We start from the raw sequence: 13625 nt of genomic DNA, 5'->3' as shown, positions 1-13625 counted from the left end.
ATGAGCGGATTTTGGAATGGAAAGAACGTATTTGTAACTGGATGTACAGGGCTGTTAGGGAGCTATCTCGTTAAGGAATTGATTGATCAAGGGGCAAACGTGACTGGACTTGTGCGTGATCAGGTGCCTCGATCGAATTTATATCAAGGCAGTCAATTTGAAAAAATGAATGTGGTGCAAGGCGCATTAGAGGATATGCAGACGATTGAACGTGCGTTAGGAGAATATGAAATTGACACCGTCTTCCATTTGGCTGCCCAAGCCATTGTTGGGGTCGCAAATAGACATCCTGTTTCTACATTTGAAGCGAATATTTTAGGGACATGGAATGTACTGGAGGCTTGCAGAAGACAGCCGCTGATCAAACGAGTGATCGTGGCATCAAGTGACAAAGCCTACGGTGATCAAGAGCAGCTGCCATACGATGAAGACATGCCGTTAAACGGGAAACATCCGTATGATGTTTCGAAGAGCTGTGCAGATCTCATTTCTCATACGTACTACAACACATATGGTCTTCCAGTTTGTATTACACGCTGCGGTAATTTATATGGAGGCGGAGATTTGAATTTCAACAGAATCATTCCGCAAACCATTCAGCTTGTGTTAGAAGGAAAGGCGCCGGAAATTAGAAGTGACGGGACATTTATTCGTGATTATTTCTACATTGAAGATGCAGTGAAGGCTTATTTACTGCTAGCTGAGAAGATGGAGGAAAAAGGGCTGGCGGGAGAAGCCTTTAACTTTAGTAACGAGATTCAGCTGACAGTGCTAGAGCTTGTGGATAAGATTTTAAAGGCAATGGGAAGTGAACTGAAGCCTCGTATTCTCAACCAAGGAACACATGAAATTAAGCATCAATATTTGTCAGCAGAGAAAGCGAGAAAGCTGCTTGATTGGAAGCCTGATTACTCCATTGATGAAGGCTTAGAGAAGACGATTGAATGGTACCGCGAATTCTTTCAAAAATAGAGGTGTAAAAAGATGAACAGCATATATTGTACGGTTCTTTCAAGTGGAAGACTTTATCAAGCCATTGCGTTTTTCTTATCGTTGAAGCAAGTAGAAGATGATGCTGTCATCAAGACGTTATGCATGGATGATGCTGCATTTGATTTGCTTCATCAAATGAATTTTCCGCATGTGGATCTTGTTCATGTACGGGAGCTCGAAACACCAGAGCTGCTGGAGAAAAAAGAGGAACGGGATGCATCGGAATATTGCTGGACCTTAAAGCCGATTTGGATTGAGTGGTTATTTGAACAGGAGCAGGCAGAGAGCGTGACCTATCTTGATGCGGATTTGTTCTTTTATGAGAGCCCTCAGGTGATTTTTCAACATCAGCCGAATGCTTCTGTTTTAATTTCGAGAGGGGATATTGTCATTCCAAGCTTTGATGCAGAGGAAGTGAAGATGCTTCAGAAGCTTTTAGGACGCTATAACTCAGGCTTTCTGCATTTTAAAGGAGATGAAGCCGGACGAAAATGCCTTAGCTGGTGGAAAGAAGAATGCTTAAAAGAATGTAAAAATGCACCGGGAGAAGGCAAGTTTGGCGATCAAGGATATCTAGATCATATGCCGAGGCTGTTTGACAAAGTAGAAGATATTGAGACAAAAGGCGTGAATATTGGTCATTGGAACTATGGGCAGCATTCTTATCGGGAGGAGAATGGACGTATTCTTCTGGAGGATGGGCACCCGCTCATTTGCTATCATTACAGCGGCTTTCGGATTGTGAGCAAGGATGAGATGCAGCAAATTCATGAAAAAGGACGAAATGACCTGCCGTTCTTCCAAGAAGCCTATCGGCAAGTGCTTCGCCATGTGATTGAATCTGTGGAGCAGGTCGACCCGCTGTTTAACGGCTATGCCAAACGGGAGGAGGATGACGCATGAACGAAAAGCCAAAGGTAAGCGTCATTATTCCAAGCTATAATGCCAAAGAGCGTTTAGAAGGAAGCCTTTTTTCATTAACGCTTCAGGAAACAGATATTCCATTTGAGGTCATTGTTGCCGATAATGGCTCAACGGATGGCACGATGGAAATGCTCGAGAATATTGAGGTGAACTTCCCATTTAAAAAGGTGCGTATTCCTGTCAATCAAGGGATTGCAAAGGGGCGTAATCATGCCATTCGCGAGGCGGAGGGAGATCTGCTCATTTTTCATGACAGTGATATGCTGGCAGAACCGAGATTTATTCAAAAGCATGCAGAGGCTCATGCTGACAGGGAGGATCTTGTCATTTGCGGTGTGTGCTGGAAGCGGATTTATCGCTATTTTTACAAAGCGTTTGATAAGGATCATATGAAGCGGTTGAAAAAGCAAGGACTGTATAAACGGAAAATGGAGGACAAAACACCTCTTTTATCATTGGAAGAAGTCGAAAATGGTGCATTTTTAGAGAAAAGCTTCGATTTGCAGTCTGAGTTTATTGATATCCTAAAAGACATCTTGGAAACGTACCACTATGATTTAGGTTCTTATGAGCTGCCATGGCGATTTTTTATTACAAATAACTCCTCTGTTAAACGTAAGCATGTCATGGCATTAGGGATGTTTGATGAAAATATCGTTCGGTACGGATTTGAGGATTATGATTTAGGGATTCGATTGAATCAGCTTGGTCTCTCCTTTGAATTGCGAGAGGATATCATGAGTGTGCATCAAGAGCATCCAAGTAATTTAACGTCATTTGATGACATCAAATACAACATTTTGTATATGTGTGAGAAGTATAACAATATTGATTCCATTGATGTCCACTTGGCTTTCTCTGGTCCGTTTTCTCACACTGTGACAAATGATATTGTGAAAGAAGTTCGGCAGCTGCGTGAGAATCCAGCATTTGATGACCTGTTATCCTATTTTTTAGAGCTGCTTCATTTGATCACAGAACGGAATGTAGGCATCAAGCGGGATAAAAAAGATATGCTGACAGCCAAGCATGTTCCTTTGAAAAAGCTGGCAGAAGCGGCGCAGCTTGCACGTGAGGAGTATGGCTGCATGGTGCTAGTAGAAGCCATTCAAGGGCTGACGAAAGAGCTGTTGCGCGTTGATTTGTTCCAAGTGGATGTGTTGTAAATGGCGTCTTATCACTTTACAACCATTGTGTCGAATACCCATGTTTTTAAGCTTTTGGCGCTGATTCATTCGCTTGAACAAAACGCGCATGCCTTCAAGCTGTCCGTTTTATGTGCAGACCCTTTGGCTTATAAGGTATTAAAGGAGTTCCCTCACCCGCATGTTCAATATGAACAGCTTGAGGACATTGAAGATGATACGCTGCGGAAGGCAAAAGAAGATCGAACGTTTCATGAGTATTGCTGGACATTAAAGCCTGCTTTTCTGCTCAACATTCTTGAGTCCTCAGATGCAGATTATCTGGCCCATCTGGATACGGATTTGTATTTTTATCATGATCCGGAGGCGATTTTTGCAGAGAATCCAAGCGCTCATTTATTTTTGACGGATCATATGAATTCCAAGCGGTTCTATCATTTTTATGAGCTGTCTGGCCGCTTTAATACTGGGTTTGTAGGCTGCCGTAACACAGATGTTGCCAAACAGGCAGTCACGCAATGGAAAGAAAACTGTCTTGCCCATTGTACAGTAGAAATGGATACAGAAAAAAAGACATACGGAGATCAGCGGTATGTGGAAAGATGGGTTGATGATTTTGAAGGGGTTCATATCGTTGCATCTAAAGGAGCCAATGCGGCGATTTGGAACATTGAAAACTACAAGCTTTCAGTTGTAAAAGGAGATATGTATCTCGACGAATGTCCACTCTTGTTCTATCATTTTTCTGCCTTTACGATCATTGACGAGAATACCTTTAACCTTAATTGGTATTACTATATGAAAGAACAGAAGCTTGTAGATCATTTGTATATTCCGTATGCCGACTTGGTTCATCAAAAGATTAAACAGGTGCAAAAGGTATTTCCAGAATTTAAGCAAGGATTTATTGCGAAGAAGCATGTTCCTGACACGCATTTTTATGAGAGATGAAAAAACCGCTCATTATTGAGCGGTTTTCTTTTTATGATTCATTCCATTTGGAGATGGTTTGGTCGCTAGGAAGTAAGAAGGCTAGGATGCCTAATATCGGTAAAAAGGCAACACCGATCATGGTAGGCGTTAAGCCGAAGGCATCAATGAATGAGCCGAGGGCAACCGATCCGATTGCGCCCATACCAAACGCAAGCCCAACAGTTAAACCAGACATTGTGCCAATTTTCCCGGGAAATAGTTCTTGGGCATAAACCACGGTGACAGAGAAGCTTGATGTCAAAATGAGCCCAATCAGCCCGAGTAAAACATAAGCAAAAACCGGTCCGGCAAATGGCAGCAGCAGGGCAAGCGGGAAGGATGCCAATAAGGAAACTAAAATGACGTTTTTCTTGCCAAAGCGGTCTGCAAGCGGCCCGCCTAAAAATGTCCCAATCGCACCTAGAATAAGAAATAAGAAGATATAAGTCTGTGATTCTTTAATCGTCAAACCGTATTGTTCAATCGCATAAAATGCATAGAAATTCGAAATGGCATTTCCATACCAAGAGCGGGCGAAGATGAGAAAGACGATAATGCCAAGTGCAATGAGTGCTGATTTACGATGAATATCAGATCTAGCAGCTTTTGCAGGTGTTTTTTTCGCTTGGGCCCGAATGGTTTGAAGCCTTCCTGCGTACCATCTTGAAATATAAAGAAGGAAACCAACCGCCAACATTCCAACAATCGTAAACCAAGCCACGCCTGTCTGACCGAGCGGGACGAGCATTAATGCAGCGATAAGCGGAGCAAAGGCTTGACCTGTATTCCCGCCTACTTGATAGATGGACTGGGCAAGTCCTCGTCTTGGACCAGCTGCCATGTTGGCAACACGGGAGCCCTCTGGATGGAAGATCGCAGAGCCGAGTCCGATAAAGACAACGCAAAGCAGAATGGTGGCAAACGACGGAGCAAACGCGAGTCCGAATATACCGACAGCACTTGAAAATAAAGCAATCGGAAGTGCATAAGGCATCGGCCGTTTATCTGTGTACCACCCAATAGCTGGCTGCATCACGGAGGAGACCATATTTAATGTAAAAGCAATCAGCCCTAATTGTGTAAAGGTCAGCCCCATTGAGCGTTCCAAAATAGGGAACATCGCAGGAATAACGGCTTGTAATGTGTCGTTCAGCATATGACAAATACCAATAATCAATAAGATGGGATAAACCGTTGAGCCGGTAACAGAATGTTGAGGTTTATCCTTTGTACGAGCAGCAATGGCCAATGAGACTTCCTCCCTTCATTTATCTGTTTTCTGATTTTTTCATTCTTCTCATTTTATTCATAAGGTGAACTATAAAACAATAGCAAATTGTCATGATTTAGAAAAAAAGAGACACAAGCATTTGATTGAGCTTGTGTCTCTAAAGAGTTATTTGTAAAAAGAAGCAATGACAGGCTTCATTTTTTGAACGACGAGTCCGCTGCCGCCGCGGTTTTTCACCCCTTCGATCATGCCGACGAGGACATAATCTTCTTTTTTAGGATTAAACGCAAGTAAAAATCCATTTTCAGTGCCGTCTGTTGCACCTTGTTTGCTTTTTAATTCTGCCGTTCCCGTTTTAGCGGCAATATCCGCTCCTTCGATTTGTAAGGAGTGGGCTGTTCCGTTTGGACTGGTCACGACCTTAGTCAATGCATCTTTCACTGTGTCTGCCGAGCCTTCTTTGATGATTTGTTTTGGTGATGCTGTTTTTTCATCTTGAATCACTCGAGGGTAGACAAGCTTGCCTCCTGTAGCAAATGGAGAATAGGCATGTACTTGTTCAATCGGTGACATGAGTAATTCGCCTTGGCCATACGCCGAGTCAGCCAGTAAGATATCCGATTGAATACCATCGTTCGATACTTGTGCAGGCTTCATTGTAAATGGCATGTGTAAGTCTTCGCCAAATCCAAATGCTTTTACTTTTTTCTCGTAGGTGTCTTTCCCGATTTCGAGTGCTTCCTGTCCAAAATAAATATTGTCTGAGTACACAAGGGCATCGACCATATTTACTTTTTCTTTATCATGAACCCGTGTGATGCGATAATTTCCCCAAGATTGATCCTTTTGCCATTTCAGTCCGTGAATGGTGCGCACTTTGTCTGGCTTTGTGACACCTGTTTCCAGCCCAATGGCGGCAGTAATGGTTTTGAATGTGGATCCTGGTGCATACCGGCTCGCATATCGAGCTTGGAATGGAAGGTCTGGATTTTCACTGTATGCCTGATATTGCTTAGGTGTAATCCCGTTTGTCATGAGATTGACATCGTAGGAAGGGGTGCTGACAAGTGCTAATAGATCACCTGTTGATGGATTCATGATTGTGACGGCCCCTTTTTCACCTTTCAACTGATCATAGGCTTTTTTCTGTAAAGAAGCATCAATCGTCAGCTTCACTGTTTTTCCATCTTTTCGATCTGATTTTTGTAATGTTTCTTCAATGCCTGTTTCATCATGGACGATGAGAATGCTTCCGCCATCTTGTCCGCGTAAGTTTTTGTCAAATGTGAATTCAAGGCCGGTTTTGCCGATGATTTGATCTGCCTTTAATGCTGGATTTCTTTTGATATCATCCGCATTTGCTTTTCCGACATATCCGGTGAGATGAGCGGCGGCTTTGTTATATGGATAGTAGCGCATTTCCTTCGTTTGATAGGTAACGCCATTTACGTCTTTTGGAATTGGCTCCTGTTTTAACATCGATTTGAGCGGGACAAATGTGTCGTCTGTGACCCATGCTTGTTTCAGCTGATTGTCGATGAGTTCTACCTCTATATCAAAAGCTTTGCTGATCTTTTTGATATTGCGTTCTTTTTCTTCTCCTGTTCCGAGCTTACCTGGGATGATGCCAAGTGCGTTTCCACCAGTTGTTTCTGCGAGCGTACGTCCTTTTCGGTCGACAATGTTTCCGCGGACAGCAGGGTCAGATTTGACCTTGATGGTATCTCCTTTTTCCATTTGCGGGAAGATGAGATTTGGTTTCCAGTCCACTTTCCACTTGTCATCTTCTTCGGTGAGAATGCCCTTGTAAGACAGCTTATGCAGCTTGCCAAGAGACGTTTTCATCGTTACATCATAGGAGAATTGATACCCATCTCCTTTGTCCTGTTTTTCAACGTTGAGCTTTGAAATGTTCAGATCATAAGCACCAATGCCGTTGAAAATATTGTCGTATTTTTCGGCTAGTTGTTTTTTTGAAAAGTCATTGGCTTTCAAAGATGCACTTGTCACCTCATCTGCCAGCTTCGTAAAGTCTTTCTTCTCCATATGTTTCGTAAAGCTTTGAGCGGCTTTTAAAGCCTCTTTTTCTTTTGAGAAAAGAGTATCTTTTAAGAAAAAGAAAGCAGCAGCAACGACGATGATGCTAAGGAGAGGGATGATGACTTTTTTCTGTTTCCAAAATGATTTTTTTTGACCCGTATACAATGAAAACACCTCAATTTTTTGATTAGATCCTCTATATTTTACAGTGATTGGTCGTGATTTGTATAGTTTCTCCTATGAAAATAGACCAAGGGATCATGTCATGGTTTGGGTAACGGGAGTAAAATAACAGCTATTCATCATGAAAGATATCTTCATTTTTTCTTATGATTTAAAGGATTTCTTAAAAGATCATCGAATGTTAGAAAAAATATGACAAGCGCTTTCAATAGGGGGGAATTGTTATCGTTTATAAAAAGGTGAATTTGATTGGACTTGTTCTTGGACCGACACTCTTTTTGCTCGTTCTTTTTCTCATACCTGAAGATGAATTGACCTATGATGCGAGGGTAGTCTTGGGTATTACGGCTTGGACGGCTACATGGTGGGTGACTGAAGCACTGCCCATTCCTGCTACATCTTTATTGCCCATCATCCTGCTGCCGACACTTGGCGGTCTTTCTATGGAACAGGCATCAAGGTCTTATGGAGATCCGATCGTCTTTATGTACATGGGAGGATTTATGATTGCAATTGCCATTGAAAAATGGAAATTACATAGAAGAATGGCTTTACACATTTTAAGGGTGATTGGCACAAGAAGTGATCGCATTGTCTTAGGTGTCATGATCGCGACTGCTTTTTTATCTATGTGGATTTCGAATGCAGCGACAGCACTCATGATGCTGCCAGTGGCCCTTGCAGTGATTAAAGAGGTCAAGACAAATGAAATCTTATCTGGCCCATCTCTTGATCGATTTAGTAAAAGCATTTTATTGTCGGTAGCGTATTCTGCGTCAATTGGAGGTTTGGCGACACTTGTCGGGTCTGTGCCGAATGCGGTGTTTGCTGCGATGTCAAAAAAACTGCTAGATCGAGAGATTATGTTTTTCGAATGGTTTTTGTTTGGTTTTCCTGTTGCGATGATTTTGCTTATTCTCTTATTTTTGTATTTGACGAGGGTACAGTTCAAGGTAGAACACAAAGGTGAAATGAGTGCAGCGTTCATTCAAAAGGGATTAGAGGATTTAGGAAAAATGAAAAGAGAGGAAAAATGGGTATTTGTTGTTTTTCTCATGACGGCGTTCTTATGGATTTTTAAGCTCTTTTTGTTTGGAGGGATGACCGTATCTGATACGTCTATCGCCGTTTTCGGTGCCATGCTGTTATTTCTCATCCCAGCAACAAATGGAGAGAGAATATTAGAATGGCAGGATATGAAAGAACTGCCGTGGGGACTTTTGCTTTTGTTTGGAGGAGGGCTTTCGCTCGCTACGGGCTTTGCAGAAACCAATTTAACAGGATGGATCGGAGAAAATTTACAGCATTTAAACGGGCTTTCGTATATCATGCTGTTGATTATTTTAACGGGAGCGATTCTGTTTATGACTGAAATTATGTCTAATACGGCTGTTGCCAATATGATTATTCCGATAACGGTAGGACTTGGTCTTGCGATTGGAATCGAGCCATATGGGTTAATGGCCGCGGCTGCTTTGGCTTCCTCCTGTGCGTTTATGCTGCCGATTTCCACACCGCCAAACGCCGCTGTCTTTAGTGCGGACGTGCTGAAAATATCTGATATGGTCAGAGCGGGTTTTTGGTTAAATATCATCAGTATTGTGGTGATTGTTCTTGCGGTCTATTTCTGGCTGCCGGTCGTGCTGAAGAGCTGAGCGAATTAAGAAGAGGAAGGCTTTGATCGAATCGAGACAACCGGTGTTTTTGTTTCTTTTGGCTTCGGTGTTTGTGTGGATTTTTTGATGCATGTGTCCTTTGGCGTGTAATAGGTTGCCCCAATATTGAGCCTGCCTTGAAGCTGGTCAATAGAAAGCTCCCCAAATTCTAAATGATAATCAATTTTGTCCACGCGCATGGATTCAATATGGATGTGTGTATCCTCTGAGACAGGAGCAGCTGGTGCAGACATTTTTTGCTCAAGAGCGGCGAGTCTTTTTTCTAGCTCAATGACAGATGGGGATGGATTGGATTCAGTTTTTTTAAAGAGTGATTGAATGAAATGTTTCAAGTAGACCACAACCTTTTCTTCCGCCTTACTCTAGTCTATGGAAAAGCTATCTGATATATACTTATAGAGATGACAAGAAAGGGGAGACGCACATGCTGCCTACTCAGATTCACATTGCTCATATGAAAACGAATTCGATTGGCACAGGATCATCTATGACGTTTGGCTCGACGTTTGTTCGCAATCATTGCAGTACGATCAAACGAAACAATGGCTTTGGGGAACAGAATGCTGATGGCGTGATCACGATCCTGCCAATTGAAACAATTGATGATCGTGATCAAATAGACGCAGTGAGTATCAATATTCGTCATCTATGATGATAGCCGTCGCTTTTCCTTCATCTTTTTGCAGGCGGATGTAGAGTACACCGTCTTTAAAGGCAGCATTCATTTGACCAAGAATCATTTCTGGAAGGCGGATTTTCTTTTCAAACGGCCCATACTTCCCTTGCTTTTGGCGAAAGTCCTGCTCGTTAAAAAAGGAAAAACGCTGTCCTTTCACAACCAAATATTCACCATATGATAACACCTGAACGTCTTCCTTTCGGTAGCCAGGCAAGTAAATTAAGTATTGAATTTCTGCATGGGTTTCCACCATATCGATTGGAGGAAACGACGCATCTGATCCCCGCTGATCCTGCTGTGTGAATGTAAATGGAGATGGACCGTTTGCCATAAAGGGGGATCTTTGCTCATCATCGAAGATCATTTTCCAAAAATCATCTCCATGCATTTGCTGGGCAATATCCATCCACTGCTTCATTTTTTCGAAGTCCATGTGAAGACCTCCCGTTAACATACTTGATGGGTGCTTGCATATACCTATAAAAAGGAGGTTTATCTGTGGTTCAACCAACTCCGTATATCAATATTAATATTTTCATGTTAAAAATTAATTCCTTTGAAAATGCGTCGGCGGTGAATGTCGGACAAAATTTGTTAGCAGAGTGGCAAAACTCAGATAAAAAAAATCAGGGTTACGGACAGAATTTTGGAGATGCCAGCGGTTTTGTCGGTACAAAAAGCCATGTAGATGATCGAGATCAAGTGGACTCACCTGCCTCTTTTTCGCCAGCAGCTAAACCCATTCAAAGGAAGTGACGTGTGATGTTATTTTCACCCTCAGTCGTCAATGTCGGTGCTTTTAAAATCAATACAATGGATCGGGGTGCATCACTGACGCTAGGACCTTATCAGCAGATTGATTATTTTCTCTCAATGAAATTGAACCAAGGTTTTGGTGAGGACAATGGAGATTGTTCACCGCTTGTCATTCCGATTTCAAACGTGTTAGATCCAGATATGGTGGACTCAAATTCAGTCAAAAACAGCGTGATTTAAGCAAAAAAAAGAGACCGGGAACCCCGTGTCTCTTTTCTAATGTGTTTCATTAAGATGGCTTTTTCGTCTTGCATAGGTGAAATAGACAACAACACCGATGACGATCCAGATGAGGAAGGCTCTCCATGTTTCCCATTTCAGTGTGAAAGCCAAGATCATACAAATGACCGCACTAATTATAGGAAGGACAGGGACAAAGGGTACTTTAAAAGCTGTATTCATATTCGGATGTTTTTTCCGGAGTACGATCACAGCGATAGAGATCACCGTAAAGGCCGCAAGTGTACCGATGCTGACTAAATTAGCAAGTGTTGATAAGTTGACGAATCCAACGATACATGACGCAACAGCGCCTGTCAGCCAAGTGTTGGCAACCGGTGTCTTAGATTTTGGATGAACGTTTGAAAAGATTTTCGGCATAAGTCCATCTCGGCTCATGGCAAAGGTTAAACGAACCTGAGCGTAGACAAGTGCAATTAACACTGTCGTAATCCCGATAATAGCACCTGCGGATATAATGCCAGCGACACTATTCAGGCCAACCACTTGAAGAGCAAAAGCGACAGGATCACTGACATTCAGCTTCGTATAGTGAACCATGCCTGTTAAGACGAATGAAACCCCGATGTATAAAATCGTACAAACACCGAGCGCACCGATGATTCCAATTGGCATCGCCTTTTGCGGGTTTTTAACTTCTTCAGAAGCATTAGCGATTGCATCAAATCCAAGGTAAGCAAAAAAGACAGTTGCCGCTCCAGCAATCACGCCATGGAAGCCCATTGGCATAAACGGTGTCCAGTTTTCAGGTTTGACGTAAGCAAAGCCTGAGATGATAAAGAGCAGGACGATGGCAATTTTGATCAGCACAATAATGTTATTCAGCTTTGTGCTTTCTTTGACGCCTCTTGAGACGATAAAGGTGATGAGCAAAATAATGAGTGCGCCTGGAAGGTTAAAGACGGCCCCGTCAGCGGCTCCAGGTGCAGCTGATAAAGCCTTCGGTATGTGCAGGCCAAATCCGCTGAGCAGTGATTGAAAATAGGACGACCATCCACTTGCTACAGCAGAGAGCGCAATAACATATTCCAGCATGAGATCCCAGCCCATTAAGAAGGCGAGAAATTCCCCAAGTGTTGCGTAGGAATACGTATAGACGCTTCCTGACACAGGAATGGATGAGGAGAATTCAGCGTAGCAAAAAGCAGCAAGGGCGCATGCGATCGCAGCCAAAATAAAAGATATAATAATCGCAGGTCCCGCATCATTTGCCGCAGCAACCCCCGTAATGACAAAGATTCCAGTCCCGACCACACAGCCAATGCCAAGCAAGATTAAATCAAACGTATTCAACGAACGGCTGAGCCGCTTTGTTTGACTTTCAAGCATGAGCTGGTCGAGAGATTTTTTTCGAAATAAAGAACTCATGTTGACCTCCTAATGGATAAATCTTTTCGTAAGACGAATGTTAGTATATGCGCAAATGACAATTTAGTCAATTGGTTGAAAAACGCTTTAAATCACTAAAGTGTTAAACGTCAAAACCGAATAAGTATATAAAAAGAGACATCCGCCGTGAAATCGAAGGCGGATGTGGTGACAGACGATCTATGTCTGTTCAGCAAATATTTTTTCATTGTACAGGACACTTGGATGAGTTGGATGATGGGCGGAGGAGGCATGGTGATGTATTTTGGCTTTTTCCAGGTCGCCGAGCTGATAATAACAGTAGCAAAGCTGAAGGTGAGGATACCACGTTTTATATTGTGTAAGTGTGAAGGCTGTTTCGTTTTCAGGAGCCTTCAGCGCCTGCTCATACCAAAAGATGGCCGCCTGATGTTTATTTTGTATTTTTAGATGATCCCCGATCCGGCAACAAAACTCTGGCCGGGGCTGATCATATAAGAAGGATCGTAATAATGAGGATAAGGCCGCTTCCTCGAAACCTGCCGCATAATAGCAGTCGGCTAAATATTGGCATGTGCGAATTTCATCCTCAATCCAGCACTGTTTTGTGTTTAAAAATTCATGATAAAAACGAATCGCTCTGACATGCTGCCCGTTATCCCTTAATTCATTGGCAAAATAAAAGAGATCACGGGGCGTCATATCTTCTCCTTTTGCCAGCATGTCTTCATAAATTCGCAAGTTGCGCCCAGGCTCACCAGGAGTTATTTTCTTGCGCTTTTGATGTGTGACGGCGATATCTGCTGGAAGGATGTTTCCATACACTTGAAGAAACTCATGAACGGCCCCGTACCACTGAAAGTTCAACGAACGCTTCACAAGGCGATTTCTTCTATATTTGAAATTGACCTGACCGTCTTCATCGAATCCCACATGATAAAACATCGAAACGGCATCCACCGAGGGATCAAATGTCTGCTTGAGCTGAAGCAGTTTTTGGCGGTCTTCTTCAAGCAGAACATCGTCAGCATCGAGCCATAAAACATACTCTTTCGCTGCATGTGAGAAAGCAAAGTTACGTGCTTTTGCAAAATGCTGCACCCATTCAAAATCCAGTACCTTTGCTGAAAAAGAATGAGCGATCTCCTTCGTTTGATCTGTTGATCCCGTATCAACGATGATCATCTCATCGACAATGTCTTGAACAGAAGAAAGACAGTCCGCCAGCACTTCCTCTTCATTTTTCACAATCATACATAAGCTAATGGTTATCATCTTTAGATCACCTCTTCATAGTGTATCGAGCATCAAAAGGAAACATTCTTTTCAGCAGCGGGTTTTTTAAAACTAGTTTTCTGCTACTGGCTGATTTAAAATAA

Annotated in this window: 14 protein-coding genes; 8 read left to right on the top strand and 6 right to left on the bottom strand. The window is 42.6% G+C overall.

From position 1 onward, the window contains the following. From JJ692_RS17520 to JJ692_RS17505, 4 genes are read left to right on the top strand one after another with little or no spacing between them, the layout of a single operon-like run. A complete protein-coding gene (locus tag JJ692_RS17520) occupies positions 1-972 on the top strand; it encodes a GDP-mannose 4,6-dehydratase (protein WP_025092661.1) in 972 nt (323 codons plus the stop codon). 12 nt (positions 973-984) lie between these two features. Beyond that, positions 985-1896 (top strand): putative nucleotide-diphospho-sugar transferase, encoded by a 912-nt coding sequence (locus JJ692_RS17515; protein WP_024426658.1) that lies wholly within the window; start codon positions 985-987, stop codon positions 1894-1896. Then, positions 1893-3083 carry a glycosyltransferase family 2 protein gene (locus JJ692_RS17510; RefSeq protein WP_024424576.1) on the top strand — a complete coding sequence of 397 codons (1191 nt, stop codon included), beginning with the start codon at positions 1893-1895 and terminating at the stop codon, positions 3081-3083. The genes JJ692_RS17515 and JJ692_RS17510 overlap by 4 nt, the downstream gene beginning before the upstream one ends. After that, positions 3084-4013 carry a putative nucleotide-diphospho-sugar transferase gene (locus JJ692_RS17505; RefSeq protein WP_024424577.1) on the top strand — a complete coding sequence of 310 codons (930 nt, stop codon included), beginning with the start codon at positions 3084-3086 and terminating at the stop codon, positions 4011-4013. Positions 4014-4044: 31 nt separating this feature from the next. Here JJ692_RS17505 and JJ692_RS17500 read toward each other — a convergent pair whose 3' ends face one another. Both JJ692_RS17500 and pbp4 read right to left on the bottom strand, forming a co-directional pair. Beyond that, entirely contained in the window at positions 4045-5283 is a 1239-nt protein-coding gene (locus JJ692_RS17500; protein WP_056767620.1) for an MFS transporter, read from the bottom strand. A 147-nt stretch (positions 5284-5430) separates the two neighbouring features. Beyond that, positions 5431-7470 (bottom strand): penicillin-binding protein PBP4(5), encoded by a 2040-nt coding sequence (pbp4, locus tag JJ692_RS17495; RefSeq protein ID WP_206534009.1) that lies wholly within the window; start codon positions 7468-7470, stop codon positions 5431-5433. A 257-nt stretch (positions 7471-7727) separates the two neighbouring features. Between pbp4 and JJ692_RS17490 the strand changes: the two genes are divergently transcribed. Then, the gene (locus JJ692_RS17490) at positions 7728-9143 is read left to right on the top strand and encodes an SLC13 family permease (RefSeq protein ID WP_206534008.1); all 1416 of its coding nucleotides are present in this window, start codon (positions 7728-7730) and stop codon (positions 9141-9143) included. Positions 9144-9148: 5 nt separating this feature from the next. Here the strand turns inward: JJ692_RS17490 and JJ692_RS17485 are convergent, their stop codons facing one another. After that, complete coding sequence (locus tag JJ692_RS17485) at positions 9149-9505, bottom strand: hypothetical protein (RefSeq protein ID WP_206534007.1); 357 nt, start codon at positions 9503-9505, stop codon at positions 9149-9151. An 83-nt stretch (positions 9506-9588) separates the two neighbouring features. Between JJ692_RS17485 and JJ692_RS17480 the strand changes: the two genes are divergently transcribed. Beyond that, positions 9589-9816, top strand: coding sequence for a hypothetical protein (locus JJ692_RS17480; RefSeq protein ID WP_039177063.1), 228 nt, complete (start codon positions 9589-9591; stop codon positions 9814-9816). On the opposite strand, the gene JJ692_RS17475 is transcribed toward JJ692_RS17480, so the two are convergent. Further along, the gene (locus JJ692_RS17475; RefSeq protein WP_024424582.1) at positions 9797-10276 is read right to left on the bottom strand and encodes an Hsp20/alpha crystallin family protein; all 480 of its coding nucleotides are present in this window, start codon (positions 10274-10276) and stop codon (positions 9797-9799) included. The genes JJ692_RS17480 and JJ692_RS17475 overlap by 20 nt on opposite strands. A gap of 65 nt (positions 10277-10341) precedes the next feature. Between JJ692_RS17475 and JJ692_RS17470 the strand changes: the two genes are divergently transcribed. Both JJ692_RS17470 and JJ692_RS17465 read left to right on the top strand, forming a co-directional pair. After that, on the top strand, positions 10342-10599 hold the full coding sequence (locus JJ692_RS17470; RefSeq protein ID WP_003213975.1) for a hypothetical protein: 258 nt from the start codon (positions 10342-10344) through the stop codon (positions 10597-10599). 6 nt (positions 10600-10605) lie between these two features. Next, complete coding sequence (locus tag JJ692_RS17465) at positions 10606-10839, top strand: hypothetical protein (protein WP_103132309.1); 234 nt, start codon at positions 10606-10608, stop codon at positions 10837-10839. Positions 10840-10875: 36 nt separating this feature from the next. Here JJ692_RS17465 and bcaP read toward each other — a convergent pair whose 3' ends face one another. Continuing rightward, positions 10876-12267 (bottom strand): branched-chain amino acid transporter BcaP, encoded by a 1392-nt coding sequence (gene bcaP, locus JJ692_RS17460; protein WP_025092665.1) that lies wholly within the window; start codon positions 12265-12267, stop codon positions 10876-10878. 180 nt (positions 12268-12447) lie between these two features. After that, positions 12448-13521, bottom strand: coding sequence for a tetratricopeptide repeat-containing glycosyltransferase family 2 protein (locus tag JJ692_RS17455; protein WP_206534006.1), 1074 nt, complete (start codon positions 13519-13521; stop codon positions 12448-12450). Between the last annotated feature and the right edge of the window lie 104 nt (positions 13522-13625).

The sequence above is a fragment of the Bacillus sp. 3a genome (genome assembly GCF_017161885.1).
GTDB lineage: Bacteria > Bacillota > Bacilli > Bacillales > Bacillaceae > Bacillus > Bacillus safensis.
The sequence above is the reverse complement of the archived record's forward strand: the minus strand, read 5'-3'. Positions and strand labels throughout refer to the sequence as shown.

Excerpts from the sequence above, each read along its gene's own strand:
- JJ692_RS17520 (WP_025092661.1), top strand. The coding sequence starts at position 1 with ATGAGCGGATTTTGGAATGGAAAGAACGTATTTGTAACTGGATGTACA.
- JJ692_RS17515 (WP_024426658.1), top strand. The coding sequence starts at position 985 with ATGAACAGCATATATTGTACGGTTCTTTCAAGTGGAAGACTTTATCAA.
- JJ692_RS17510 (WP_024424576.1), top strand. The coding sequence starts at position 1,893 with ATGAACGAAAAGCCAAAGGTAAGCGTCATTATTCCAAGCTATAATGCC.
- JJ692_RS17505 (WP_024424577.1), top strand. The coding sequence starts at position 3,084 with ATGGCGTCTTATCACTTTACAACCATTGTGTCGAATACCCATGTTTTT.
- JJ692_RS17480 (WP_039177063.1), top strand. The coding sequence starts at position 9,589 with ATGCTGCCTACTCAGATTCACATTGCTCATATGAAAACGAATTCGATT.
- JJ692_RS17475 (WP_024424582.1), bottom strand. The coding sequence starts at position 10,276 with ATGGACTTCGAAAAAATGAAGCAGTGGATGGATATTGCCCAGCAAATG.
- JJ692_RS17465 (WP_103132309.1), top strand. The coding sequence starts at position 10,606 with ATGTTATTTTCACCCTCAGTCGTCAATGTCGGTGCTTTTAAAATCAAT.
- bcaP (WP_025092665.1), bottom strand. The coding sequence starts at position 12,267 with ATGAGTTCTTTATTTCGAAAAAAATCTCTCGACCAGCTCATGCTTGAA.
- JJ692_RS17455 (WP_206534006.1), bottom strand. The coding sequence starts at position 13,521 with ATGATAACCATTAGCTTATGTATGATTGTGAAAAATGAAGAGGAAGTG.